The organism is Microbacterium capsulatum, from assembly GCF_030865425.1.
Taxonomy (GTDB): domain Bacteria; phylum Actinomycetota; class Actinomycetes; order Actinomycetales; family Microbacteriaceae; genus Microbacterium; species Microbacterium capsulatum.
The window spans coordinates 25,575-51,088 of record NZ_JAVFCB010000007.1; the positions used below are offsets into that span (position 1 = coordinate 25,575).

Annotated in this window: 18 protein-coding genes; 7 read left to right on the top strand and 11 right to left on the bottom strand. The window is 65.9% G+C overall.

The features are described 5' to 3' along the window. Positions 1-101: 101 nt before the first annotated feature. Positions 102-1,949, bottom strand: coding sequence for a lipase family protein (locus RBR11_RS12500; RefSeq protein WP_308489681.1), 1,848 nt, complete (start codon positions 1,947-1,949; stop codon positions 102-104). A 137-nt stretch (positions 1,950-2,086) separates the two neighbouring features. Here RBR11_RS12500 and RBR11_RS12505 point away from each other — a divergent pair, with 137 nt between their 5' ends. After that, a complete protein-coding gene (locus tag RBR11_RS12505; RefSeq protein WP_308489682.1) occupies positions 2,087-3,097 on the top strand; it encodes a GmrSD restriction endonuclease domain-containing protein in 1,011 nt (336 codons plus the stop codon). A 304-nt stretch (positions 3,098-3,401) separates the two neighbouring features. Here the strand turns inward: RBR11_RS12505 and RBR11_RS12510 are convergent, their stop codons facing one another. Continuing rightward, the gene (locus RBR11_RS12510; RefSeq protein WP_308489683.1) at positions 3,402-6,755 is read right to left on the bottom strand and encodes a helix-turn-helix transcriptional regulator; all 3,354 of its coding nucleotides are present in this window, start codon (positions 6,753-6,755) and stop codon (positions 3,402-3,404) included. A 140-nt stretch (positions 6,756-6,895) separates the two neighbouring features. On the opposite strand from RBR11_RS12510, the gene RBR11_RS12515 reads away from it, so the two are divergent. From RBR11_RS12515 to RBR11_RS12535, 5 genes are all read left to right on the top strand, one after another. Further along, a complete protein-coding gene (locus tag RBR11_RS12515; protein ID WP_308489684.1) occupies positions 6,896-8,323 on the top strand; it encodes a chymotrypsin family serine protease in 1,428 nt (475 codons plus the stop codon). Between the two features lie 154 nt (positions 8,324-8,477). Next, on the top strand, positions 8,478-9,128 hold the full coding sequence (locus RBR11_RS12520) for a hypothetical protein (protein WP_308489685.1): 651 nt from the start codon (positions 8,478-8,480) through the stop codon (positions 9,126-9,128). Further along, positions 9,125-10,069: an ATP-grasp domain-containing protein gene (locus tag RBR11_RS12525; RefSeq protein ID WP_308489686.1), complete on the top strand. Its 945-nt coding sequence runs from the start codon at positions 9,125-9,127 to the stop codon at positions 10,067-10,069. The genes RBR11_RS12520 and RBR11_RS12525 overlap by 4 nt, the downstream gene beginning before the upstream one ends. A gap of 207 nt (positions 10,070-10,276) precedes the next feature. Beyond that, positions 10,277-10,567 (top strand): hypothetical protein, encoded by a 291-nt coding sequence (locus RBR11_RS12530; protein WP_308489687.1) that lies wholly within the window; start codon positions 10,277-10,279, stop codon positions 10,565-10,567. 18 nt (positions 10,568-10,585) lie between these two features. Then, positions 10,586-11,887: an AlbA family DNA-binding domain-containing protein gene (locus tag RBR11_RS12535; RefSeq protein WP_308489688.1), complete on the top strand. Its 1,302-nt coding sequence runs from the start codon at positions 10,586-10,588 to the stop codon at positions 11,885-11,887. 52 nt (positions 11,888-11,939) lie between these two features. Here RBR11_RS12535 and RBR11_RS12540 read toward each other — a convergent pair whose 3' ends face one another. From RBR11_RS12540 to RBR11_RS12575, 8 genes are all read right to left on the bottom strand, one after another. Continuing rightward, the gene (locus RBR11_RS12540; RefSeq protein WP_308489689.1) at positions 11,940-14,819 is read right to left on the bottom strand and encodes a hypothetical protein; all 2,880 of its coding nucleotides are present in this window, start codon (positions 14,817-14,819) and stop codon (positions 11,940-11,942) included. Then, positions 14,816-15,541 carry a hypothetical protein gene (locus RBR11_RS12545; protein WP_308489690.1) on the bottom strand — a complete coding sequence of 242 codons (726 nt, stop codon included), beginning with the start codon at positions 15,539-15,541 and terminating at the stop codon, positions 14,816-14,818. The genes RBR11_RS12540 and RBR11_RS12545 overlap by 4 nt, the downstream gene beginning before the upstream one ends. Then, complete coding sequence (locus RBR11_RS12550; RefSeq protein ID WP_308489691.1) at positions 15,538-18,651, bottom strand: type I restriction endonuclease subunit R; 3,114 nt, start codon at positions 18,649-18,651, stop codon at positions 15,538-15,540. Before RBR11_RS12550 ends, RBR11_RS12545 begins: the two co-directional genes overlap by 4 nt. Continuing rightward, positions 18,648-19,817, bottom strand: a complete 1,170-nt coding sequence (locus RBR11_RS12555; RefSeq protein WP_308489692.1) for a restriction endonuclease subunit S domain-containing protein — start codon at positions 19,815-19,817, stop codon at positions 18,648-18,650. The genes RBR11_RS12550 and RBR11_RS12555 overlap by 4 nt, the downstream gene beginning before the upstream one ends. Further along, positions 19,814-21,394 carry a class I SAM-dependent DNA methyltransferase gene (locus RBR11_RS12560; protein WP_308489694.1) on the bottom strand — a complete coding sequence of 527 codons (1,581 nt, stop codon included), beginning with the start codon at positions 21,392-21,394 and terminating at the stop codon, positions 19,814-19,816. Before RBR11_RS12560 ends, RBR11_RS12555 begins: the two co-directional genes overlap by 4 nt. A gap of 533 nt (positions 21,395-21,927) precedes the next feature. Then, positions 21,928-22,410, bottom strand: coding sequence for a DUF3846 domain-containing protein (locus tag RBR11_RS12565; protein ID WP_308489892.1), 483 nt, complete (start codon positions 22,408-22,410; stop codon positions 21,928-21,930). Between the two features lie 184 nt (positions 22,411-22,594). Beyond that, the gene (locus RBR11_RS12570; protein WP_308489695.1) at positions 22,595-22,912 is read right to left on the bottom strand and encodes a hypothetical protein; all 318 of its coding nucleotides are present in this window, start codon (positions 22,910-22,912) and stop codon (positions 22,595-22,597) included. 239 nt (positions 22,913-23,151) lie between these two features. Continuing rightward, a complete protein-coding gene (locus RBR11_RS12575; RefSeq protein ID WP_308489696.1) occupies positions 23,152-23,883 on the bottom strand; it encodes a hypothetical protein in 732 nt (243 codons plus the stop codon). A gap of 126 nt (positions 23,884-24,009) precedes the next feature. Here RBR11_RS12575 and RBR11_RS12580 point away from each other — a divergent pair, with 126 nt between their 5' ends. After that, positions 24,010-24,261 carry a helix-turn-helix domain-containing protein gene (locus tag RBR11_RS12580; protein WP_308489697.1) on the top strand — a complete coding sequence of 84 codons (252 nt, stop codon included), beginning with the start codon at positions 24,010-24,012 and terminating at the stop codon, positions 24,259-24,261. A 45-nt stretch (positions 24,262-24,306) separates the two neighbouring features. On the opposite strand, the gene mauJ is transcribed toward RBR11_RS12580, so the two are convergent. Further along, positions 24,307-25,410: a methylamine utilization protein MauJ gene (gene mauJ / locus RBR11_RS12585; RefSeq protein WP_308489698.1), complete on the bottom strand. Its 1,104-nt coding sequence runs from the start codon at positions 25,408-25,410 to the stop codon at positions 24,307-24,309. Positions 25,411-25,514 lie beyond the last annotated feature (104 nt).

Sequence of the window (25,514 nt, forward strand, 5' to 3'; positions counted from 1 at the left end):
GCGCCCATCTCCGTGACTGGCGCCCCCGCGCCCCGCGCCCTGAGCCCCGCGCCCCGCGCCCTGAGCCCCGCGCCCCGCGCCCTGAGCCCTCGAAGGGACTGCTACTCCGGCAGGTGCGCGCAGTCCGGGGTCGCCGGAGCGCCGGCCCAGCGGTCGAGGGTCCACTTCTCCAGCTGCGGCGTGAGCGGCGAGTCCGGGCCGACGAGCTCGACATGCCCGAGCCCGGGGTAGGTCCGGTAGTCGATCGGCACGCCGGCGGCGCACCGCGCCTGCACCCACGCGTGCTGCAGCGCGGGCTTCACGAGCGGGTCGGCGAGCCCCTGTGCGACGAGCACGGGCGCGGGGAACGGACCGGTGGGCTCCTGCTCCTTGAGCGTGTCGCCGAACGGGCCGTCCATCAGCGCGTCGGGGAAGACCTGGTTCGGCACCTGGCTGCCGCGCAGGATCGCGGCGAGGCCGTCCTTGCCGTTGAAGCACAGTCCGCTGATCCGCTGCACCGGGCCGGCGGATCCGGGGGTGAGGTGCGACGAGACCTCGAGGTCCGGGAACACCCTGTCCCAGGTCGCCGCGATGTAGGCGGAGACCGTCTTGCCCGCGGTCTCGGTCTTGATCGCCTCGGCCAGGCCGTACAGGTCGGACGCCGGCGCGAACGCCGCGACGCCCTTGACGGTGAACTCGGGCGCGTACGAGCCGGCGATCTGCCCGGTCCAGAGCGACCCCTGGCCGCCCTGCGAGTGACCCCAGATCACGGTGTCGGTGGAGACCTTCAGCCCCGGGAAGCCCAGCGCGGCGCGGGAGGCATCCCAGACGTTGCGCGCCTCAGCGTCGCCGACGAGGTACGGGTGCGGGCCCGTCGTGCCGAGCCCGATGTAGTCGGAGGTGACGGCGATCCAGCCGTGCTCGGTGACCATGTCGGCCATCGCCGTGCCGGCGCCGTCCGCGAACGGGGCGTCGCTGAGCGACGGCGCGCAGCCCGGCACGACGCCGACCGTGCCGTGCGCGACCGTCAGCAGGGGGCGCGGATCCGGTCCGGGATCGGCAGGTGCGAGGATCGTGCCGCTGGAGATCGCGGGGGAGCCGTCCGGGTGGGTGGTCGTGTACAGGATCCGCCACGCCTTCGCGCCGTCGGGCACGCCGACGGTGAGCGGCTCGGAGCGGATCAGCGTGCCGGGCTTCGACGGCACTTCGGCGGGCGGGGTGTAGAAGGCGTCGGGCACGGGCAGCGGCGTACCGCCGAGCAGGGACCCGCTGCCGGCGGCGACCGCGACCGCGAGCACGAGCGAGACGGTCGCGCCGATCGTGCGCAGCCAGCGCTGCCACGGCCGCCGGCTCGTCGAGGGTCGCCCCGATCGGCGGCGGACGAACGCCCGCACGATCAGCTGCAGTCCGACGAACACGAACCAGGCGCCCACGCCGAGCCGGAACACGACGAGCGTCAGCACGGGCCAGAAGACGGTGATCGCGGCGACGGCGAGAGTCGCGGCTGCGGCGATCAGGGCGGTGGTGCGCTGGTCCGCGCCGGGGCGGACGGCGCGCGCCGCGGTCGCGACGGCGAAGCCGACCAGCGCGATCCCGATCAGGGCGGACAGTAGCGGCGCGCCCGCCGCCGGCCACAGCGCCATCCCGGCGCCGAGCAGCGCGAGCAGCCCGCCGAGCACCCGGCCGACGACGGACGCGGCGTGCCCGCCGTCCTGCTCCTCACCCGCCGTGTCGCCCGACGTGAGCAGCAGCGCGATCCCGATCAGCAGGATCCCGATCCCGGCGACCAGCGCGACCGTCTGCACGGACATCGACACGAGGAGGAAGACGACACCGACCGCCGCGATCCCGAGCCCCAGCACGATGCGGATCGGCATGGCCTGCCGCCCGATCGCCGCCGAGAGCCGGTGGAACGGGCCCGATCCCGTGCGGCGCGAAGCGGGAGCCGGTGCGGATTCGTTCGAGACCACGGTGCCCCCTTCGCGCCGCGACCCGCGACTGAGGCCACCCTAGCGGGCAGCGCGTCGGCACACAGAGGGATTCCGCGACCGATATTCTGCTCTCACCCGAACCCCCTCGGAGCCCGAACCGAGAGTCCTGCTTGAACATGTCGCTGCTCACTCGCGCCCGCGCGCTCACGATCTCCGCCGTCGCCGTCGCCGCCGTGCTGTCCGCCCTCGGCGCGCCCACGGTCGCGAACGCCGCCGATGTTCCCGTCGCTCCGGTGGCGGTGTCCGGATCCGCCGCCGATGTGCTCGCGACCCTGCCCGTGAAGGGCAAGGCCGCCGTCACCGGATACGCACGCACCGCGCAGTTCGGGCGTGCGTGGCTCGACGTCGACCGCAACGGCTGCGACACCCGTGACGACATCCTCGCGCGCGATCTCAGCAACCTGACCCGCCGCGGATCCTGCGTCGTGCTGACCGGCCGGCTCACGGACCCGTACACGGGCGCCACCCTCCTGTTCACTCGCGGGCCGAAGACCTCGGACGTGGTCCAGATCGACCACATCGTGGCGCTGGAGAACGCCTGGGTCACAGGGGCGCAGAGACTGTCGAGCCAGCAGCGCACACTCCTCGCGAACGACCCCCTGAATCTGCTCGCGGTCGACGGGAGGAGCAACGCGAAGAAGGGTGCCGGCGACGCCGCGACCTGGCTCCCGGCGAACAAGTCCTTCCGCTGCGAGTACGTCTCGCGGCAGATCGCCGTCAAGGCGGCGTACGGGCTGTGGGTCACGCGCGCCGAGCACGATGCCATGGCCCGCGTACTCACCGCCTGCCCGGGTCAGGCCGTGAAGAGCTCGGCGTTCGCCGGGGGAGCCGCACCGTCGAGCCCGGCCGCGCCCGTCCCGACGTCGACGCTCGTGCCCGTCGCACCCGCTCCGGCGCCTGCGGACCCGCCCCCGGCGCCCGCCGCGCCCGCTCCGGCACCGGTCGCACCCGCGCCCGCTCCGGCCCCGGTCGCGCCCGCGCCCGCGCCGGCCCCGGTCGCACCCGTGCCCGCTCCGGCACAGGCCGGCGGCGCGACCGCGCTGTGCAGCGATGGCACGCTCTCGTACGCGGCGAGCCACCGTGGCGCCTGCTCCCACCACGGCGGCGTCGCGGCCTGGTACAAGTAGCGACCTGCCCCGCGGGGCGGCCCGATACGGTCGCCCCTGGCCAGGCCTGCACCCGACCGTCCCGCCGACACCAGCGAGGCCCGGTTCCTGACGGATCCGGGCCTCGGTGCTGCGGCGCGCTCCGCTGTCCCCACAGCGGCCGCCGCCGCGGCGCGTCCCCAGCGCTCGCGTGCTTCTGATGTCCCGCCCTCGTGTCGGGCGTCACAAGGGCGACGATCCACGGTAGGACGCCGCGTGACCGCACCCCGGTCGGACGCCGAAGCCTGGTATCAACTACTCGGTTCCCGGGCTCTCCCGGCCGATCTCAGCCGCGCAGCTCGCGCCGCGAACGCAGGCCGAGCTTCGCGAGCACCCGCCCCATGTGACCGCCCACGGTGCGTGCGCTGAGCCCGAGCTCGTCGGCGATCTCGGCGTCGGTGAGCTCGCGCGCGGCGAGTTCCGCGACCTCGCGCTCGCGCCGGCTCAGCGGCGCCCACGGATCGTCCCCGGCGCCGCCGGGAGCCGTCCCCGGTCCGGTCGAGGGCACAGGGCCGCGCAGCTGGCGCCGGGAGCTCAGTCCGAGCGTGTGCAGCACGTTGCCCATGTGGAACGCGGCGGTCTTCTCCTCGACACCGAGCGCGGCGGCGATCTCGGCGTTCGTCCGCCCGGCCGCGGCGAGTCCGGCGACCTCGCGCTCCCGTGCGGTGAGCGACTCGAAGCCCGCCATCCGCCGGGGCTCCGCGGAATCGGATCCGGATCCGTGACCCGATCCGTCCGGCGCCCGCTCGGCGGGAACCGGATGCCGGGTGGCGTCGATCAGCGCGGTCGCCTCCGCCGCGGCGAGCGGACGACCCAGCCCGAGGAACCGCTGCTGCGCAGCGCGCAGGTGCCGGCGGGCCGTGCTCAGCCCGCCTCCGGTCGCGAGTGTCAGCCGTCCCGCGTCGAGCGCGGCCTGGGCGAGCACGGCGGGTAGCCGCTCGCCGGGACCTTCCGGATCGGCGGCGGCGCGGTAGGCGCGCAGGGCCCGCTTGGTCAGCCCGTACGCCTCGTGCACCCGCCCCTCGAGCCACTCGATCGACGCGTACACCGGCTGGAACCCGGGCTGCGGAAGTGCCTTGAGCCGCGCGAGCTCGCGATCCGCCTCCTCCGCCCTGCCGAGCGCGGCGAGGGCGTCGACCTTGTACGCGTACAGGTTCTGGCTGCGCAGCAGCCGCCCGGCGAGCGGACCGCCGGGGTCGAACGCGGCCAGCTGGGCCTCGGGATCGCGATGCAGACGGGCCAGGGCGATGTGCGCGAGCAGCTCGTACTCGACGCCGACGGTGTCGTAGCCGCGCTGAGCGAACTGCGCCACGGCCTCCATGTCGGCCCGCCAGGCGTCCTCGTCCCCGGCCTCGGCGGCGCGCACCGCACGCAGAGCGCAGAGCACCGGGCGCCCCACCGCGTCCATGTCGTCGAACATCGTCGCCGCGGCCTCGGCGAGCGCATCGGCGACCTCGTCGACGTCCCCGAGCAGATGACGGCAGTAGATGTGGAGCGCCCGCGCCGTGCCGGTGCCCCAGCCACCGGTGCCCTCTCGCAGCATCCGCATGCACACGGCGAGGTCCGCCGCAGCCATGCCGATGTACCCGACCGCCGAGAACATGCCGGCCCGGATCACGAGGGCGTCGAACAGGGTCGCGGTCTCGGCGGGGGCGATCGCGATCGCCCGGCTGAGCGCGGCGAGCTCGATCGGCACCCGTTCGGCGGGGCCGATCGCGCTGAGGCCGAACACCTGCATCCCGATCGAGCGCATCAGCACGTCGTGCGCGCTGGGCAGCCCCTCGAAGCGCCGGTCCAGGCGCCCCCATGCCGCCCGCCAGGACTCGGGATCCGCGTGCTGCACGGCGATCATCCACTCCGCGCCCGCGCGGGCCTCCGCGAATCTCTCCATCCCGAAGTCCCCCGGCCGGGCCTGCGGAGCCATGATCCCGAGCACGATCACGACCTGCAGCCGCACGACCAGGCCGCCGAGCGCCTCGGGTTCGAGCAGCTCCGCGATCGCGGCGACGTCCTCCGCCGACTGCGGAAGCACATCCGGGAAGCGCGGCAGTCGCAGCAGCAGCCCGTCCGCGAACTCGCGCGCCCACGCGTAGTCGCCGCGGAACTCGCGCACGTGCAGCAGGGCGAGATCGCGCAGCGGACCGGTGGGCGCCTGCTCCAGCTGCGGGATCCACTCGATCATGCGCGGCAGCGCCGAGAGCGCCACAGCCGCGCAGTACAGCCCGACGACGAGCTCACCGGCGAGCTCGGGCTGGGCGGTCCCGGCCAGCCCGATGCCGCGCCGGCACGCCGCGAACACGTGCTCCACGCGCCGGGCCCGCACGCTCTCCTCGACCGACGCGTCGAAGCGCGCTCGCAGGTCGCCGACGAGCGGCTCCCCGCACAGGATCGCGGCCTCCATCCGCCACATCAGGGCGCGATGCCGCGTGCTCTCGTCCGCGCCGGGGACGGCTTCGGCGCCCGCCGCCAGGATCTGCGCGCGCCGCCGGGTGCCGAGGTGCGCGACGACGTCGGCGGCGTAGAGATCGTGGAAAACCGTCCACTCGCGCTCCTCCTCGCCGGCCTCGGGGGCCGGGTCCCGGGTGCTCAGCAGGCTCTGCGCGGCGGCCTCGGCGAGGTCCACGGTCTCGCCGAGGATCGCCGCGGTGCGCCGCAGCTCTGCCTCGCGCAGCGGACTGCCGAGCACGGCCGCGATCTCGACGATCGCCTGCACCGGGCGGGGCAGGTCGGCGCCCAGCTCTCCGAACGGGTTCACTGCGGTGAATCCACGGGCGATGTCGGCGTCCGTGACGTCCTGGTCGAAGCGCGCCGGCCGTTCCGCACCGTCTGCGGCACGGGCGGCGAGGATCGGCCCGATGCCGGCGACGACCTGGTCCGTGAGCAGCGGGGTGCCGCCGGAGACACGACGGATCCGCTCGGCGAGGTCGAGCGACACCTCGACCCCGTGCACAGCGGAGACGTAGCGGCGCACGCCCGCGGCGTCGAGGACGTCGATCGGCAGCCGCCGGTGCGCGCACCATGCCGAGCGGTCGACCGCGACGACGGACTCGGCGAGCGCCGCCGTCGCCGGATCCCGGCCCGCCAGCACGACGACGACCCCGGTGGGCGCCAGCCTGCCGAGCACGAGACGCAGCACGTGCGTCGAGGCGTCGTCGATCCATTGCGCATCGTCGACCACGAGCAGCAGGCGCCGCCGCGAGGACAGCCCCCGCAGGAGTGCGCTCAGCATCCGCTCGGCGACGCCGAGGAGCGTGGGCGCGCCCGCGCGGGCGCCGGCTGCGGCGTCCTCGCCCCCGGGATCGGTCCGCGCGCCGGCGGCCCGGATCAGCTGGCCGGCGACGGCGTACGGGGTGCTGATCCGCTCGCGTTCGGCGATCGCCGCGACCACACGCCACCGCACCGCGCCCGGGCGACGGGCCTCGTCGACGAGCTGGCGCACCCAGGTGCTCTTGCCCGCGCCCGAGGGGCCGGTGACGGCGAACATCCCGGTGCGCGCGGCGAGCGCCTCCGACAGGACCGCCGCCGGATGATCCTCGACGGCCAGCGACGGCAGCGCGGTCGTCATCGCGGCCGGCGAAGGGCGCGCGACAGGACCCGGCGAGCGTGACGCGAGCGCGTGGACGGACGTCTGCTCGGTCATGGCACACAGTCTGCCCGTGCGCGGCGAGTGCCGCCAGAGGACATCCCGCCACCTGTATCAGGGGGCGGTCTCGTGCCCTCCTCCCAGAAGGAGGGCAGTCTGCCCGTCTCGGGGGAGTGGAGACGAAAGGAAGGGAAGCGATGTCAACCATCGACGAGTTGGTCGCCATCAAAGAGAAGGTCGAGGCGCAGTGGCTTGCGCAGCCCGGTGTGACGGGCATCGACGTCGGCTACAAGGTGGTCGGCGGGGTCCAGACCGAGCAGATCGCGATCCGCGTGCACGTTCGGAAGAAGAGGGCGGACGTGCCCGAGGATCAGCGGGTTCCCGCGGAGATCGAGGGGGTCGTCACCGATGTCCTCGAACGCTCGTACGAACCGCAGGTCCTGGGTAAGCAGCTCGACGTCAGTCTGCAGGCGGACACCACGCACTACGCGACCCTCGAGGGCGGCATCAGCATGGGGCCGAGCAGAGCTGTCGGCGGATACATCTTCGCCGGCACCCTCGGGGTGATCGTCATCGACAAGACGACCGGAAACAGGGCTGCGCTGACGAACTTCCACGTGGCGTGCGTGGACTCGGGCTGGAGTGTCGGAGATCGGCAGGTCCAACCGAGCCGGATCGACACGGGCGTCGTGCCGACCGACGAGTTCGGCGCGATCGCCCGCGCCACGTTGTCTTCGGCGGTGGACGGTGCCGTCATCACGATCGATACGGGCAGGGCCACCACCGCGGCGATCGCCGACATCGGCACCGTGATGGGCACGAAGGCCGCCACCCTCGGCATGGCCGTCCGCAAGCGCGGCCGCACGACCGGCCTGACGTACGGGTCGGTCGACGGGCTGGCACTGTCGGTCAACATCGACTACGGCGATGGGATCGGCGTCCACACGTTGACCAACCAGGTCAGCATCGCCGCCGATACGAGCCGTAACCCGCTGTTCTCAGATCACGGAGACTCCGGCTCGGCCATCGTCGACGGATCCGGCTACGTGGTCGCTCTCCTGTTCGCCGGTGCCGGGACAGGGACGGTGGGCAACCCCATCGCCAGCGTGCTGTCCGAACTGAACATCGACATCGCCGTCGGCAAGTCGATCATCAAGGACATCAAGGACGGCCACAAGGACATCTTCAAGGACAAGGACAAGGAGCTCCGCAAGGACATCCTGAAGGACAAGGAACTGCGTAAAGACCTGATCAAAGATAAGGAACTGCGCAAAGACCTGATCAAGGACAAGGAGCTCCTCACGGACGGCAAAGGGCTCAAAGACATCCGAGACATCCACAAGCGGGTCCCGGACAACATTCCGTTCGATCCAGGAGGGCCTGTCGAGAACCCGGGCGGTGCGGGTTCGGGGGAGTTCGCAGCCCGCCTTGCCGAGCTCGAGGAGCGCCTCGAGCAGCTGGTGAGCTTCGTCTCTCCGGAACTGCGCCCGGATCTGTCCACGAGCGCTCTGGGGGCGGAAGCGGATCTCTCCGCAGAGGCGCTTTCCGGTCTGCGCGCCGAGGCCGAGCGGCAGGCCGCAGAGGCTGCCGCGACGAAGGCCGACCTCGACAACCTCGGGATGTAGCCCGCGGCATGGGCTGGTCGGGCACACCGACCAGCCCATGCCGATCACTCAGTTCGAAGGAGGCCTCGTGATCCTTGTCCTCAGTGACCTCGGCGATGACAGCGCCTTGTGGTTGCTCGCGCGGCTGCGAGATGCGGGCGCAGAGTGCGCGCTCATGACCTCGGAGCTGCTGTCGTTCGCCCGGCGGCGTTCGCAACGGCTCGGACGCGACGGCGCACGGGCCGTCGTCGAGGTCGGTCCGCTGACGATCGAGCGTCCGGCGCTCGTGATCAACCGGATGACGACACCCCCGGATGCCGCATGGCGCTCGGCCGTGCCGGGCGAGCGGGAGTACGCCGCCGCAGAGCTGACGGCATTCGTGCTGAGTTGGCTGCGTGCGCTCGACTGCCCTGTCCGCAACCGTCCCGAGCCGGTGTGCCTCGCAGGGCCCGCACCGCATCCGCAGCTGGCGCAGCTGTTCGCTCAGCGGAGCGGGCTCGCGTGCGGGGAGGGCATCCGCTCGGGGACCTACGCCCAGCTCGTCGTCCTCGATGGGGAGATCCTCAACCCTGAGGAGATCGCCCAGCGAGCCGGTACGGCGATGCCTCGCGGTTTCGCGGCGTCGGTGTCGTCCTTCGCTCATGCGGTCGGCGCCGACACGGCTCTGATCGGGATCGACATGATCGTGGGCGAAGGACAGTGGCTGTTCCAGGGCGTGACGCCGCTCCCCGCCCTCCCCGCGGCAGGATCGTTCCTCGTCGACGGGTTGATCGCGCTGGCCGAATCGCACCGGTCCGCCGCGCCGCGGGAAGGGGTGCAGGCATGAACGTCGTGGTCTGGGGGGTCCCCAGTGAGAGTCCGGTCGCGCTGCTGCTGAACGCGCTTCGCGACCGCAACGCCGAGGTCACGGTGCTCCATCCCCGTCGATTCGCCGAACAGACCGTGGACGTGCGTGTCGAGGCGGGAGAGTTGCGCGGAAGGATCGTGGATCAGGGACGGAGTATCGACGTGCGCACGGTCGGAGGCGTCTACGTCCGCCCGATCGAACCCGAACTCCTCCCCGAGCTGACCGGGCTCCCGGCCGATCACCCCCAGCGCCGGCGCGCTCGGGCGGTGTTCGAGGGCCTGCGTGCCTTCTCGGAGACCGCCCCCTCCGCAGCGGACGTCCGGGTCGCGAATCGTCTCTCATCGATGGCGTCCAACATGTCGAAGCCGTTCCAGGCCCAGACGATCCGGCGCCACGGGTTCGACACACCCGAGACCCTGCTGACGGACGATCCGGAGGAGGCATCCGAATTCCTCGCCGCGCACCCGGGGGCGATCTACAAGTCGGCGAGCGGCATCCGGTCGATCGTCAGCCCTTTCGACCCGGATGCGGACGGCGAGCGCCTGCGACGCATCCGCTGGTGCCCCGTGCAGTTCCAGGAGAACGTGCGGGGGAGGGATGTCCGGGTACACGTCATCGGCGACGAGACGTACGCCGCAGCCGTCACCTCGGAAGCCACCGACTACCGCTACGCCCGCGCCCAGACCGGCGAAGACGCGACCCTGTCCGCCTTCGCCCTGCCCGAGGACATCGTCGAGCGGTGCATGTCGCTCGCCACCGACCTCGACCTGCCGTTCGCCGGTGTCGACCTCAAGCTCGCCGACGACGGTCGCGTCGTGTGCTTCGAGGTGAACCCGTCTCCGGGTTACCCCTGGTACGAGACCGCTGCGGGACTGCCGATCTCCGACGCGATCGCGCGCTGGCTGATGGCCGCTCGCTGACACGACGAAGGTCCCGGATCCTTCCGGACCCGGGACCTTCACCGTTCTGTGCGCCTCCTGCGCTCCCACTCCAATCGGGAGCGCGAGACCGCCCACCTGCGGTCACTGTTGGCTCGAGCCCTGAATGATGATGTCACGCGGCCAGCCTGTCCCGTGACGCCGCGAACTGGGCCGAAGCAGTTAAGCGCCGACGTCAACGCTGCCATCGTGGCGGACTACAAGGCCGGGATGCGAGCCACCCAGATCGCCCGGAAGTACAGGATCAACGAAAGCACCGTCCACCACCGGCTCAAGCATGCGGGCGTCGAGAAGCGCCCGAACTCGATGAGCGAGGAACAGATCGATGTTGCTCGGGCGCTTCGTGCCGATGGGCTGTCCTACGACCGGATCTCTGAGCGAGTTGGGTTCTCGTCAACGACAGTGCGGAACATGCTGAAGCGCGACCGGACACAGACCGTCCCTCAGCCATTGTTTCCTTCCTCGCGGCCACTCCGCTGACCCTGGGACAATGACAGCGTGAGCATCTCTCGTCACACGCCAACTTCACCTGATGACCTTGCTTCGATCGTCTCCCGTGCCGACACGGTCAGGGTCAACGCTGCAACTTGCGACAACGGTCAAGGCCAGTGGCGGTTACGCATGCTGGAGATCGTCATCGGCGGAGGTCGGGATGGGTCTGCGGCAACGCGACGATGGGTGTATCCCGCTGTTGACCTCGTCTCGTTCGATGCGCCGGGCGAGTCCGTCGCGGGCTGGCTCCGAGAGCGGAGGGTTGCGCTGCCAGAACGAGCTGCCGAACATGACGCCTTCATGGAGCCGCTCTACTGGGAGCGGCGTGAGAGTTTCGCCCAGACCGGGTACAAGGTGGTCGACTGGCCGACGGACGAGGCCAGACTCATCAGCAACCTTCAGGCGAACGAGCCAGCGGTGCCGCTCATCTCGGCCGAAGACGCTCCCAGCTTCGCCAGCTTCTACAATGCTGCAGCCTCCTTCTTCGGGCTCGGAACCAAGACCGTTGGCAGGTCGCTGCCAACCTCCGGCGTATTCCGTTGGATCGACACACGGGCCCGCATCAACCGAGTGAACATAGACGATGATGAAGTACGAGTAGAGGTTGAGGGCGACTCACTCGACGGCCTGATTGTCGAACTGGCGGGCGACACGCCAGGAACTGCCATCACAATGCCCGAGTCGACCGACAACATCCGCACGGTGACCTTTCCCGTTACTGACGGACTACCCACTGGCGCTTGGGTGGTTGTTCGCTCAGGTGCGGAATGGCTGGATCGTCGGTTCCTCTCCAGGCCCTCGGGCTTCGTTGAGGAGCCTGGCGTCAACGTGGAAATCACACCCAAGGCCCGACTTGATGGCTACATCGCAGGTCGCGAGAACGATACCGTCGAGTTCAAGCGAGAGATCCCCGCGAGTGAAGACTCTAAAGCCCGCGTCATGAAGACCGTTTGCGCCTTCGCAAACGGCGCCGGTGGTTCTCTGTTGTTTGGGATCAACGACGAGTACGAGATCGTGGGACTGCCGGCCACAAAGGCCAACAGGTACATCGACCAGCTTTCAGAACTCGTTGACGCGTGGGTCGAGCCGTCGCCGACTTGTTCCTTCGATGTTCTCCAAATTGACGATGCCAGCACCGTGGTCATCGAGCTGGTGGTCAGCCCAGGGGCCGCGCTCCATGGCTCGTCAAAGCCCAACGAGCCGCGCAAGGTCTACGTACGTCACCACTCAAGGAGCGTGCCTGCCCGCGTCAGAGAGATCGAAGACATCGTGCGCAATCGTACGGCCGCGTATCGATTCCCCCAGTGACGCCCAAAGCGCAGATCTGACATCGAACTATTCCGCCCTGCGGATGGCGTGCTTACGCCTTGGGGTCGGCCAGTCGATCAATCTGATCTACCACGTCGAGATGCCCTTCACGCGCGAAGCTGTCCATGAGCGACCGCGCTCTGGTCACCGCGTCTTGATTCGATGACTTCAATGCTGCCACGACGATGGGGGCCGCGTGCTGCATCAGGTCGTAGCGCTGCCAGTACTCACCGTCGCCGAGGAGTCGCTCGTACACCTCGATCGTGGTTGACGCGTCTTCTGCCGCTGCGCCTTCGAGTGCGTCGCCGATGAACGTCTTGTCGAGCGTCACGCCTTCTCGGGTGATCTCCGCGAGAATCGGCAGCCACCAGCTGATCTCAAACGCTCCGGATTTGACCCACCAGTGGAACTGGCGAAGTTCATCGAACGTCCCGATCCCTTGCCGAGCAGCGGCCAGACGCCATTCAATGAGGGCCTGCGATCTTTCGACAAATTCGATCGGAGGATCGCTGGAATCATCGTTTGCAACGATGTGCATCAGTTGCCAGCCATGGTGTCCGATTACCTCCGCAAGTGCATCCGCATCAGCAGACCCGCTGAAAAGCGCAGTGACGAGGGGGTCATCGAGTGAGAGCACTCCGAGAGCTACGCACCAAACCACGTGAGATGCAGCGCTCTGGACAGTGGATAGACGTTCACGCCAACCATCGACGTGATCCTCTTGGCTATACTCGTGTGAAAGGACAGCCTCGATGGCAGGTCGTAGCATGCGCATGACCACTGCGTTGGCCGGATACCGACGTACGGCAACGGAAACGACAACATCAGCCCACGCCCGCTCGGTACTTTGCGTCGACGCGACAGATGTGATGAGCGGGTTCATCCGATCGGTCACCCAGGATTCGTCGACGCTCCAGATGCGCCCTAGGCCTTCTCCGAACACTGCTGCGACCGCCAAGCTTGAGTCAGCGGACGGTCCAACGTGCGGTGCGAGCTGTGACAACACTTCGGAACGCTGCGTCGCAGCCGCCTCAGGGTCTGAGACTTGCTCAAGGGCGGTTAGCAGGTGGATGCTACCTCGGATGGCGTCGGGACGCACCGTGTTGAGCGACAACGTCAGCGGGTCCATATTGCTTCCGCCGTAGCGAGCTTCATGCTCGGGAGTCGGATCGATGTGATTAGTGAGCGGCTTGAGCACCCGCCACGCCGCTTCGAGTTGATCGATGTTCTCGACGGCGTCTACGACGGCCATGGCCAACCTCACCAGCGCCTGATGGACAGGTCGCCATCTCGGGTCATCATCGATGTTGATCTCCGCCTCGTGTACAGCCCCGACGGGTTCGTGCTCCGCAAGGTCGGCCAAGGTCTGCCATAACTCCGTGCTCGGCCTGAATCCGCCGGAGACCGCCTTCGTCCATCCCGAAACAATGGATCTCACATACGGCGGTTTGAGGCTCGCTAACCTGTCACGGAGAACGTCGAACCGTCCGGGCGCTTCGGCGACGACGCCCTCCAAGACACTCGCCAGGCCGTCTACGGATGGACCGATGTGTCCCATGGGGTCGGGACTCCATCCCGCGAGATACTCAGCAACATCCTCCGCTGACATTGCCGACAACTCGTCCGTCGACAACGGACTTCTCGTCCCACTAAATGACTCGAAGTAGCTCGTGAACCGAGGATGCTGAACCGGGCCAAACTCGCCCGAAAGTGTTGCAAACGTGTCGGCGAGTCGCGAGCGAAGGCCGGTGCTGAAGGCGCTGAGCAGCCGGTGAGTCAGCCGTCGCCGTTGTTGGTCAATTTCGGCTTGACTCACTGCGTCGGGATCGCCATCGGGCCACGCAGCCATCCGCCGGAGGCGATCCTCGTCCGGCAACCAAGTGCCGCCGACAATCAGGTCCGTCCAGTTATCCAACTGCTTGTCGGACAGATGAGGCATAACCGCCTCCGCCAGGCGCCCATACTCGGGGCGCGCATCGTGATCTAGCAGGCTGGCGTCGCAGAGCAGAGCCGCAGCAGCCGCGACGAGTTCATCCGAGTTGAAGTCGAAAGCGGTTGCCGCGACTTCAACTGCGACACGGCGGACGAGGAAACAGCTTCTTTCATTCAGGAAATCGACTGCCTCTCGTGAACCAGATGCTTGGGTCACAGCCACACCGACGTCGCGGACCAGGTTGATTAACGCGTCGTCAATGTCATGTATGCCATTGTTCTGATTATGTGGCGCGATCGAGGGTCGCCGAATGCCAAAGACGCGACCCGCTTCTTCGCCCAAGCGGATCTCAACGGCCCGCATGAGCCAACCGGTTGCGAGTTTGAGGCCTTCAAGGCCAAGCTCAGCGATCCTCGGCGCGAGCCGTACCGCCAACTCTTTGTACCAATAGTCGTCGATCGCAGACGAGATACGTGTCCGCGACCCGAACACGCTCTCTTCGTCATCGCCAGGCACCGGACTAAACAGCGCGGTGAGTACCTTCCTGGCGTCTTTTCGCTTACCAGCGCCAATCAGCCGCTCCGTGATTACCGCAATGCGGACCTCATCAACCCGAGATGCCCCTCCTTGGATGATCAGAATGACTCCAGGGACAAGTTGCACGAGCTGGTCGATGGGTAGCTCGGCCGCAATGTCGACCAGTGTTCGAAGAACCCATGGATTCCGGCTGCCTCCTAGGTCGACCAACACGTCAGCGACTTCGGCAGGGCGTGCCACCGCAATCGTGCGGAGGTAGTCACCCTCCGGCCAAGGCCTCACCATAATGCCCTCGTCTGTCTCCGCGACGCCGGGATCGGAAAAGGCTTTGAGCCTCGTCAAAGGTGCGAGCCACTCAGGATTCTCGAGTTCCTGAAAGAACAAGCGACGTAGAGCCGGTTCACCAACTGCGGACAGCGTCCTTTCGACCTCGCCGTCGTCCGGAACCTCGTAGATACTCATTGCCCCGCCTCGTCGCGCTTGCGATTCGCGTTCGCCAGCAACTCACGAACTGTCTTCGCCCGGTCTGCCATATTTGTCATACGGTTCATGAGGGCTTCTTCGATGATTTCAAGCTCCCTAATTACGCGGTCCACTTTCGGCACAGGCTTTGCTGGTTGGGTGTAATCCCTGGCATGAGCAAGTCCTCGGAAGAATTCGATCGATTTGTGCACACGGGCCACCGATGCTGTGTCTACTTCACTCGCAAAACCCGTGACGATTATCGCCGTGAGCTCGCGCGAGTTCTTTGAACCATCCGCTCCAGCTATGGCAGCATCCCGAGCGGCCACGAATACCTCAGACGGTACTGAGACAGCAGCTGCCTCGATAGCCTGTTCCGCGTCAAGTTGCAACGACGCTGCTACCCAGTGCCGATGGAGTTCTCGTGCTGATCTACTCGCATCCGCTCGTTCAACAACGGGGTAACCGAGGATTACTGGAAGCACCTTGATCAGTTCGCGAACGCAGTGGCTGATCACCATCAGAGACGCCCTTGTCAGCGGCGAGACCAATCTCTGAATTGCGGTCTCATACAGTTCGGCGGCGTCCTGATCTCGACTCTTGAGGTTTACTGCGAGTTCTCTCCGCACGTTCGTCCAAACAGTTGCGCCCGTCCCCCAAGCAGTCAGATCGGACTGCTGACGTCCGGTGTCCGTCTCGAAATCGGAGTGACCGGTACTCACGCCTGCTTGCCTCTTGAACCTGCAAACAGCTCCGCCTGCTGCAGTACGAGTTCGACCGCCTTCTCCTCATGGTCAGGCGGGTAGTCATACTTGGCGAGAAGGCGGCGGACTTTGGAGCGCATGGCCGCACGAACAGAGTGCTTGAGCGACCAGTCGATCGTGGCGCTCTGCTGCACGGCCCAGACAAGGTCGACGGCGATCTTCTTGAGTGTATCGTCGCCCATTTCGAGGATCGCGGCGTCGTTCTGGACGATTGCGTCGTAGAAAGCTGCCTCGGCGACGGACAGCCCGAGCTGGTTGTGGCGATCGTTCTGGTGCCGCATCTCCTTGGCTAGCTTGACCAGTTCTGCGACGATCTCGGCGGTCGTGAGTGCCCGGTTGGTGTACCGATTGATCGCCTCGTCGAGTTGCTCGGAGAACTTCCGCGCCTGAACAATGTTGGTGCGCTGCACCGTACGGATCTGGTCGTTGATCAGCCGCCGCAGCAGACCCATCTGGAGGTTGGGCTTGTCTTTGCCCGCGATACTGTCGAGGAACTCGTCGGACAGGATCGACAGTTCCGGGGTCTCGATTCCGGCGAGTTTATAGATGTCTACGACCTCGTCCGCGGCCACTGCCTCGTTGACGAGCTGCCCGATCGCGGTGTCCATCTCGACGGCGCCGCTGCCTGCGCGACCGGAATCGGGGTTCTGGATCTTGACGATCGCGGCGCGGACGTCCGTGAACATGCGCACGTCGTTACGGATCACGGCCGCCTCATCCCGGGCGCCGCACAGGGCGAACGCCTTGGCCAATGCGAGCACCTGGTCTAGGTATCGGGCAGTCCGATCAGGGTCAGCCATCACGAAGTCAAGGACGAGGGCGTGCTGTGCGAGCCGGTCCGCTGCCGACAAGAGCGGCGAAGAGTCGTAGGTGCAGCCGTGCAGGAGGCCGCGCACGATGTCGTGCTTCTCCAGCATCTGGGCGACGATCTCTTCGATTGGGACGCCGGCCTGGTCACGGTCGCTCGGCGAGTACTCCGCGAGTGCCTGCCGCAGGTTGGTGGCGACGCCGATGTAGTCGACGATGAGCCCACCAGGCTTGTCGCGGAACGTGCGGTTCACGCGGGCGATGGCCTGCATCAGCCCGGCACCTTGCATCGGCTTGTCCACGTACATCGTGTGCATGGCAGGCGCATCGAAGCCGGTGAGCCACATGTCGCGGACAATGACGATCTCCAGCGGGTCGTTCGGGTCCTTTGCGCGAGCCTTGAGGTCCTTGCGGGTCTTCTTGTCGTAGATGTGTGGCTGGAACGGCTGCGGGTCAGCTGCAGAGCCAGTCATGACCACCTTGATCGTCCCGGTCGCCGGGTCGTCGCTGTGCCACTCGGGCTTGAGTTTGACGATCTTGGTGTAGAGGTCAACGGCAATCCGCCGCGACATCGTGACGATCATCGCCTTGCCGAGCATCTCGCCCCGGCGCTTCTCCCAGTGGTCAACGATGTCGCCCGCAATCAGGTCAAGCCGGTCGTTCGCACCGACGACGGCTTCCAGACGCGCCCATTTGGACTTCGCCCGGGTCGCCTCGTCCTGCTCGACCGTCTCGGTGATCTCATCGGCGAGCTCGTCGATAGCCGCGTGCACGTCCGTGTCGAGCGACACCTTAGCCAGGCGGGACTCGTAGAAGATGCGAACGGTCGCGCCGTCCTCGACCGCGCGAGTCAGGTCGTAGATATCGATGTAGTCACCGAACACCGACCGCGTCGACTTGTCGTTCGACTCGATGGGTGTGCCGGTGAATCCGAGATAGGTCGCATTCGGCAAGGCGTCGCGCATGTGCTTCGCCAGGCCGGACTTGATCTGGCCGGTCGTGAGATCGACCGACTCGGCGAAGCCATACTGCGATCGGTGCGCTTCGTCCGCCACCACGACAACGTTGCGCCGGTCAGTTAGTACCAGGTTGGAGTCGCCGCCAGCCTCGGGAGCGAACTTCTGCAGCGTGGTGAAGATAATCCCGCCCGAGGCGCGCCGCAACAGTTGGCGCAGGTCGCCGCGGTTGTCGGCCTGGACAGGCTTCTCGGGCAGGATCTCGGCCGGAGCGAACACCTCACCGAATAGCTGGTCGTCAAGGTCATTGCGGTCCGTGATGAACACCAGCGTCGGATTACCCATCCGCGGGTCGCGCATGATCTTGGCTGCGTAGAGCAGCATCTCGATCGACTTGCCGCTGCCCTGGGTGTGCCAGACCACGCCTCCGCGCCGATCGCCATCAGGCCCGGCTGCCTCGATGGTCGACTCGACCGCGGAGTTGACCGCCCAGTACTGGTGATACTTCGCGACCCGCTTCACCAGTCCCTTGGACTCGTCGCTGAACACGATGAAGTTCTGCAGGATGTCCAGGAAGCGTCTCTGGTCGAATACGCCCTTGATCAGGACCTCAATAGCAGGCAGGTTCGTGACCACCTCACGCCCATCGATGGTCTTCCACGGCGCGTAGTGCTCGAATCCGCCAGTGAACGAGGACATCGCAGCGCTGATGCCATCGCTGATGACCGTCGCCGCGTTCGGAACGAAAAGCGAGGGGATGTCGTGGCGATAGGTCTGGATCTGGTTCCAGGCACCCTTGAGCGTCGCATGCTCGTCGGCCAGGTTCTTCAACTCCAGTAAGCCGAGCGGGATGCCATTCAGGAAAATCACGACGTCGGGTCGCCGGTTCTTCCCGTTCTCGACGATCGTGAACTGGTTAACTGCCAGCCAGTCGTTGTTGGCGGGAAGCTCGAAGTCGACGAGACGGACGCGCGTCGTCCGCACAGCCCCCTCGGCGTCACGGTGCTCGACCGGCACGCCCTCGACCAGCAACGTGTGCACACGGAAGTTCTCGGCCACCGGATTCTGTGACTCCGCCCTACCAAGGCGCTTGATGGCCTCCTCGACCAGCGATGAGTCGAGACCTGCGTTGATCCGCAGAGCGGCGGATCGCAGGCGATCGAGCAGATAGACCTGCTCGTAGGTCGTGCGCTCAGCAGCGGGTGCCTCTGGGGCGATGTCCGGACCGAAAGCCGTCGCGTAGCCGAGCTCGCGTAGGTACTGGAGAACTGCGAGCTCGACCGTCGACTCGTTCAGAACAGTCATGCGATTGCTCCCTCCACAGCCCGCGCGGCCTCGGGCACCCGGATGCGACCTGAGAGCAACTCGGGCAGTAGCGCGTCACGGAGTGTGGCTAGCTTGAGCATCTCCTGCTCGGCGACAAGCAGACGCCGCCACAGCGGACCGAGGTCCTCATCGAGTCGTTCGATGGCGCCGCTGGTCGGTAGGTCAACGAGGGTCGAGTCCAGATGGCCGCGCTGGATATGTCCCATGGTTGTCGCCTTGTCCTTTGCAATCCCTTGGAAGATCTCGATCACCGCCTCAACACGATCGAACACAAGCCACGCCGGATATCCGCTCGGGATCACCTTGAAGATGTGCTGATTGACAATCGCCTCGTCGCGTGCCCAGCGGTATACGCCGAGCGAACCAGACCAAGACATAAGGATGTCACCGGCGCGAACTGTCTTGTCTTCGGGAACCTCGAGATCGTTGTAGACGGTCGATGGTCCAGGACCGGAGTTGAGGTCCGCAATCCGGATGACCATGCGACCAGTGCCAGTCGCACCCTTGGTGAAAGCACCGCCATTAACAAACGTCGCCAGGCGAGAAGCCGGGACGAGCTTCGTCTCGATCAGTAGAAGCGCATTGACCCTTGAACGGATCAACTGCGGAATGAGACTGATCAGTCGCCGGTTCGAATTGATTTTGTCGTCGAGCGCGCCGAGCAAGCAGACGAGACTATTCCGCTCATCCGATGGGGCCGGGAAGCTAAAGGAGAAGAAGTCATCACGCGGCAGACCGAGGTTCGTGGTTCCAGTCGCGTGCGCCCGGCAGTATGCACGGTATTGCGGTGTCCGCATGACCCAGTACAAGTAATCGGCCTCAACTACACCAGTGAGGTCCAAACGTACGGTGTCTTGCGTAAGGCGTCCCACTGGGCCGTCAACGGGCACCCGAGCAACAGCGCCCAGCAGATCAGCTGACTGAGTCACATCCTTCAACGACGCGTACAGCTCACCCGGTCGGACAAGAAGCTTGTCTGGCGACTCGCCGCCATATGTGCGTAGCGAGTCGCCACGGAATCCGCCGTTGCGCTGAATTGTCCCGAGTCCAAGGAGTACAGGCCCTGGCTCTCCGATCAGCCCGCTTTTGTACGTGGTGCCGCGCTCGACGGTCACAGCGTCACCAATCGTGATGTTCTGCGTCATGCGGTCAGGTCCCCGAGACGAGACCGGATTTCGACTTCGAGCGTGGCTCCATAGTCAAACTCGGCATACAGCTCTTTGGTCAGCCGACCGATCTTCTCGTCGACCGGTTCGTCGTCGGCCTCGGCTTCTTCTGCTCCGACGTAACGGCCGGGTGTAAGCACGAAGTCGTGCTCCTTGATCTCATCCAGCGTTGCTGCCCTGACGAATCCCGGGACGTCCTCGTAGTCGCCGTCGTGGTTTCTCCAAGCGTGGTACGCGCCCGCGATCTTGGCGATATCCTCGTCGTTGAGTACCCGCAGGCGCCGTGTCTCCATGCGGCCGAGCTTGCGCGCGTCGATGAATAGCACTTCGCCATCGCGCTTGCGGTGGCCGTTGCCCAAACGGTCCTTCGAAACGAACCAGAGGCTGACCGGGATACCCGTGTTGAAGAACAGCTTGTCGGGCATCGCTACGATGCAGTCAACCAGGCCGGCTTCGACAAGCTTCTGCCGGATTTCTCCTTCACCACTGTTCTTGGAGGACAGCGACCCGTTCGCCAGAACGAATCCGGCCGTGCCCCTGGGGCTCAAGTGGTAGAGGAAGTGCTGTACCCAGGCGAAGTTGGCGTTACCTTCGGGCGGGGTTCCGTACTTCCAGCGCGGATCATCGGCAAGCTTCGCATCCCACCAGTTCGAGACGTTGAACGGCGGGTTGGCGATCACGAAGTCAGCGCGCAGGTCAGGGTGAAGATCCTGACCGAATGAGTCGGCGGAGCGGTCGCCGAGGTCGGCTTCGATACCTCTCAGGGCGAGGTTCATCTTGGCCAGCTTCCAGGTGGTATCAGTGAACTCCTGGCCGTAGACGGAGATGTCCGTGCGCTTACCACCGTGGGCTTTCACAAACTCGGCAGACTGCACGAACATGCCGCCGGAGCCGCAAGCGGGGTCGTAGACGCGGCCGTGGAACGGCTCCAGCATCTCGACGAGAGTCTTTACGATGCTGCGCGGTGTATAGAAAGCGCCAGCGTCCTTGCCAGTCTCCTTGCCGGCGAACTGGCCAAGGAAGTACTCGTAGACGCGGCCGAGCACGTCGTCCGATCCGTGGTCGTCACTCTCAGTGAAGCCAATGGATCCGATGAGGTCGACGAGCTGACCGAGACGGCCTTTGTCGAGGCCTTCGCGGCCGTAGTTGCGCGGCAACACACCACGGATGCTCAGGTTCTCCTTCTCGAGCAGATCCATCGCGTGGTCGATATCCTGGCCGATGGTAGGGAGCTTGGCGCGGGCCTGGATCGCCTCCCAGCGCGCGTCGGCAGGCACCCAGAAAACGTTGTGGCTGGCATACTCGTCGCGGTCCTCAAGGAAGGTCTGGCGCCGGGCCTCGTTGGGGATGTAGTCGTCAGAGTGCGGGTCGCTCAGGGTCGTCTCAATGGCCCGGTAGCGCTCCTCGAACCGGTCGGAGATGTACTTCAGGAAGACGAGACCAAGCACGACGTGCTTGTACTCGGACGGCTCCTGGTTGCCACGGAGTGCATCGGCGGCATCCCAGAGACGCTGCTCCAGCGACTTGACCTGGGTCTTCTTTGCCAGGCGCGCCATCAGGAAACCCCTCCGTCGAGGGTGCCGCAAGTTGAAGATGGCTGACGGCCACGTTCCATGTATCCTCCATTGTACCACGCTATCGAACACATGTTCGAGTATGGATCGTCCGCTCGACGATCTGCTTCGATTCAGGATGTCATGCGCGACTGACAGAACCAGCGAACTCCAACCCCTCGAGGAGGCCGTGGCGGCGATTGCAACCAACACGGGTTGCCTTCACCCTTTCGTCCGCACGGTTCGGCGGCAGCGACCCTTCCGTCGCGCGAGTACCGCTTTCCGGGTTACACGGGTTGTCACCCCCCAAGAAATTGAAGAAGGCGATGACCGCCCGGCTCGGTGCGCTATGCACTCAGAGCTGGACGGTCACCGCCTGTGAGAGGAGGTTGGGACGCCGACACATCAGATCGTGCCGTCGCATGTGACGAGTTCGATGGGCAAAGCGGGAACGTCTCCGACCACCAAAAGAACGACGATCCCCCTCACCACGACCGACCTCCATTCGGAGCCTCTCGGTGGATGGTGGAATCGCTCTACACTGTCGACGTGATCCGGAAACCTGGCCCGGGTCGCACGGTGCTCGCGACGAGCATGCACCACTGGATGGCGTCGAAGATGTTATCGAAGCACACAGGAGTGTTCCGCCACAGCTCGTCGCCCTCGAGACTGACCTGTATCACGAACTCGTGAGGGGTCAGCATGCCTTGGATGATGTCGTCGGGTACCTCTGCGCCAACCTCGCCGTTATCGTCGCCGGTCAAGACGACGTCGCCGAGAATGAAGCGCTGCCGATGCATGCGGGTGCTGTAGAACCACCACAGTGCGGTGGCACGAGAGTTGAACCTGCTTCGATCTCGCTCGGACGCCTCGTTCACCCAAATGGTGACGGCGAGGGCCGGAAGATCGATCGGCTCCAGCCAGCCGCCCGTGACTTTCTGGAAGTCACGGATGCCGTCAAGCTCCTGGATTCGCGGGGTGCCATTTCCGTCCCGCGGAATGACAATGCATCGCACCATCTGTCCCACCTCCTTACTGTTGTCGCGGCCGAGAACCCCTGGTGAGGTTCCCTGACAAGCCGCGGGGCAGCAACGAGGCATAGGCATCGTTGATGTTCGAGTGGCCGACCGGGAGCGGAACGCGAATCGCGTCCCAAAGCCCGATCGACCACTCACCCCTCCCATGAGATGGGAGAGCATCCAGTCAGGCGGAAGCGCCGCGACTACGTGGCGGTTTAGCCCCGCTGCTGCCGAAGATCGCCTCGATCGCGCTCTGCTTGGTCTTCGCTTCGCGTTCGATCTCAGCTCGGACAGTTTCGGCCCGAGCGAGCACCTTCGGATCCGACTTGCTGGTCTGGACCCAGGACTCGAGAGCGATCCGGATCTCTTCGGTGACACTGCGGTCATTGAGCTGAGCGATGACGTCCAGCTGGGCCCGCAGTTCATCAGCGATGCGTACGGCGAGGGTCCGCACCGGACTGGGTGCCGCCGATGTGCTGGCGGCGGGCGTGTTCTCACTCATCGTGAGGCCTCCTCATCAGGAGCGGCCGACGAACTCGGGATGAGTTCATCACGGAGACCGCAGGCTGATGAGGAGCGAAGACCAGTATGAACCGATGGCTGAGGGAGTCAATCTTCTGATCGGCGGCGTTGTGAAATCTACGGCAGATTATGCATTTACGGGATTGCGCTTGCGGTTCATGGTGGGCGACAGATATGACCAAGAAGAAGCGAGCATATGTCTGCAGGGAGGTCTGACGCTCAGGGCTTCAGCGGCGCCAGCGCGATCGTGAAGTCGGCGACGCCTGAAGGGTCGCCGCCGTTCACCTGCATTCCGAAAGACTTGAGGCTCGATGGATCGCCAGTCGGGTGACTCGGTGACTGGTAGTTCGGGACGGCGATCACGAACGGCACGCTCCAGGACGCTGTGGAGCTGTTCTTCAGATCCGACGCGATCACGGTCGAGCTGAGCACCTGGTCGCAGCTCGCCCCGGTCAAGTAATCGACGCCGATGCCGAGGGTGCTGCTTGGGTTGAGCCCGGCGCCCCAGTTCTTCGCCGGGAAGGAGGGCGTGTTGTTGACAAAGGTGATCGTCCCGTAGGCGAAGCCGGTGACGTCCGGAGTCGCCGTGTACGGGAAGGTGCCGAGCTGCTTGCCCAGGCACGGGATCGGGTCACTGCCGCCGGAGACGGCAGCCCAGGCAGCAGTCAGTGTCGCGGCGTCCGTTCCGGCGATGACCTTGCCCATCTTGACGGTGACGGTCTGCTTGTACCCGCCGGTGCCGGTCACGACCTGGGTTGAGGTCTGCAGCTGGTAGTTCACCGGCGGCGCGTACGGCGTAGGAGTGGAAGTAGGCGCTGGCGACGGCGCGGCGCTCGAGGACGTCGACGTCGCCGGTGCGGCAGCCTGGTCGGTGCTGTTGGCTGCCGCGCAGCCGGTCAGCGAGGCCAGCAGCATGCCGGTGACGAGGGCTGTCTGGATAGTTCGATTCATGTGATCTCTCCCCCTGGGCGAATGTTTACGAGCGCTCGTTGATTTTGGCATGTATACATGCGCAAGTCGAACGAGGCGCCCGGAGACGCTGGAATGGTGCCAATTCGTCCCAGCTCCGATCCGTGGGTGCTCTACGCCCGCGAGCTGGGCCTCCGCGTCGGGAAGGCGCGAGCCGCGTCCGGCCTGACGCAGGAGCGAGCGGCGCACGCGGCCGGGATCACGACGTTCACCTACCGGAAGCTCGAAAAGGGCGAGTCGAACCCGGGAACACCAGCCAACCCTCGGCTCAGCACGCTGGTCGCCCTGGCCGAGGTGTTCGACGTCTCGGTGGCGTCGCTGTTGCCGGAGGAGAAGCCAGGGATCGCGGTCGGGCGGTAGATGACGGGCACGAGGTTCTCATGCTGCGCACGGACCTGTCCCCTCCTAACCTGTCGTGGCGTCGTTCTCCTGAGTCGGTACAACCGACGAGAGCATTACGCGAGCCATGTACCTCAGCACGGGCAACCCTTTCAGAACTGTCACGAGGTCGGCGTAAACATCGGCACTGAAGGGATCTTCGTTGAAGTCCATGTGTGCGATGTTGTTCCGAAGGCTGTCCCGGAGGTCGTCGCGTACGTCCGTGAACTTGCGTCCCAGGTACGGCGTGAAGGCCCCCAGTTGGAGCGCCGCGTCGTGGGGATGTAGGTGCGCGGTCATGTCTTCGGGAATTCTCTCGCTTTCGCGATCCGGCGTCTCACCCCGTTGGCGCATCTCGGCATCTTCGCGCTTCCGCATGGAGAACACGCCCTCGACTACCTTGAAAAAGGACAGCACCTGGTAGAGAGGCTCGGACGCGCTAAGGCCTTCTCGGTAGCTGGCCAACAGTCTGCGCTGCTCCGGGGTCAGCACCCCGAGGCTCGACCCCGTCATCTTGACAGCTCCTGCGACGGTCTGGGAAAGCTGCCGCGCTTCGGTGGCAACCTCGATGATCTCGCGGCCCGTCGTTGTGATCGCGACTTCGTGAGTGAACGCCAGTTGGCTGAGGAACGGCATCACCAGGTCGTGTGCATACGCCGCCGCGTCGTCGAAGTTCTCAGCGTGACACCGAACCGAAACTGAAGCGAGACGATGCTCGGCGTTGACACCAAGTTCCAGCTTGTGATCCGCGGGAGCGTCGGGAGACGCCATGAACTCAACCATGCCCGCGACGGCGTCGGGATGTGCCTGGATCAGGCTGTCGCCGATGGCCGCGAGGGTACCGAAGTTGAATTCGGTGGCGACATTGTTGATTCCAGGAACTCCGAGGCGGTAGATCACCAGATACTCGCCAACGGCTCCGATCGGTCCGTTGCCTAATTTGGAGCGAGGATCAGCAACGGGGAATCGCGGGACAACCGTGTACATCATTTCCTGGGTCACAATTGGTCTCGCGGTCTGCAACGGCTGTCCAATCGGCGCGCTGTTGGCAATCTCGTCCTTCTTGCGTGAGCGTGATGTCAGTCGCTGTCCAGATTGCCTGTGTGCCCTGGCTCGCCTTCCGCTCGTCACGGTGTCCTCCTCCGGCTTGGAACTTCATGACACCGTCGCGGGCCACAGCTCCATTTTGCGGCCCGTGTTTTGCATTCACGACGAACAACACCACCGACCTCACC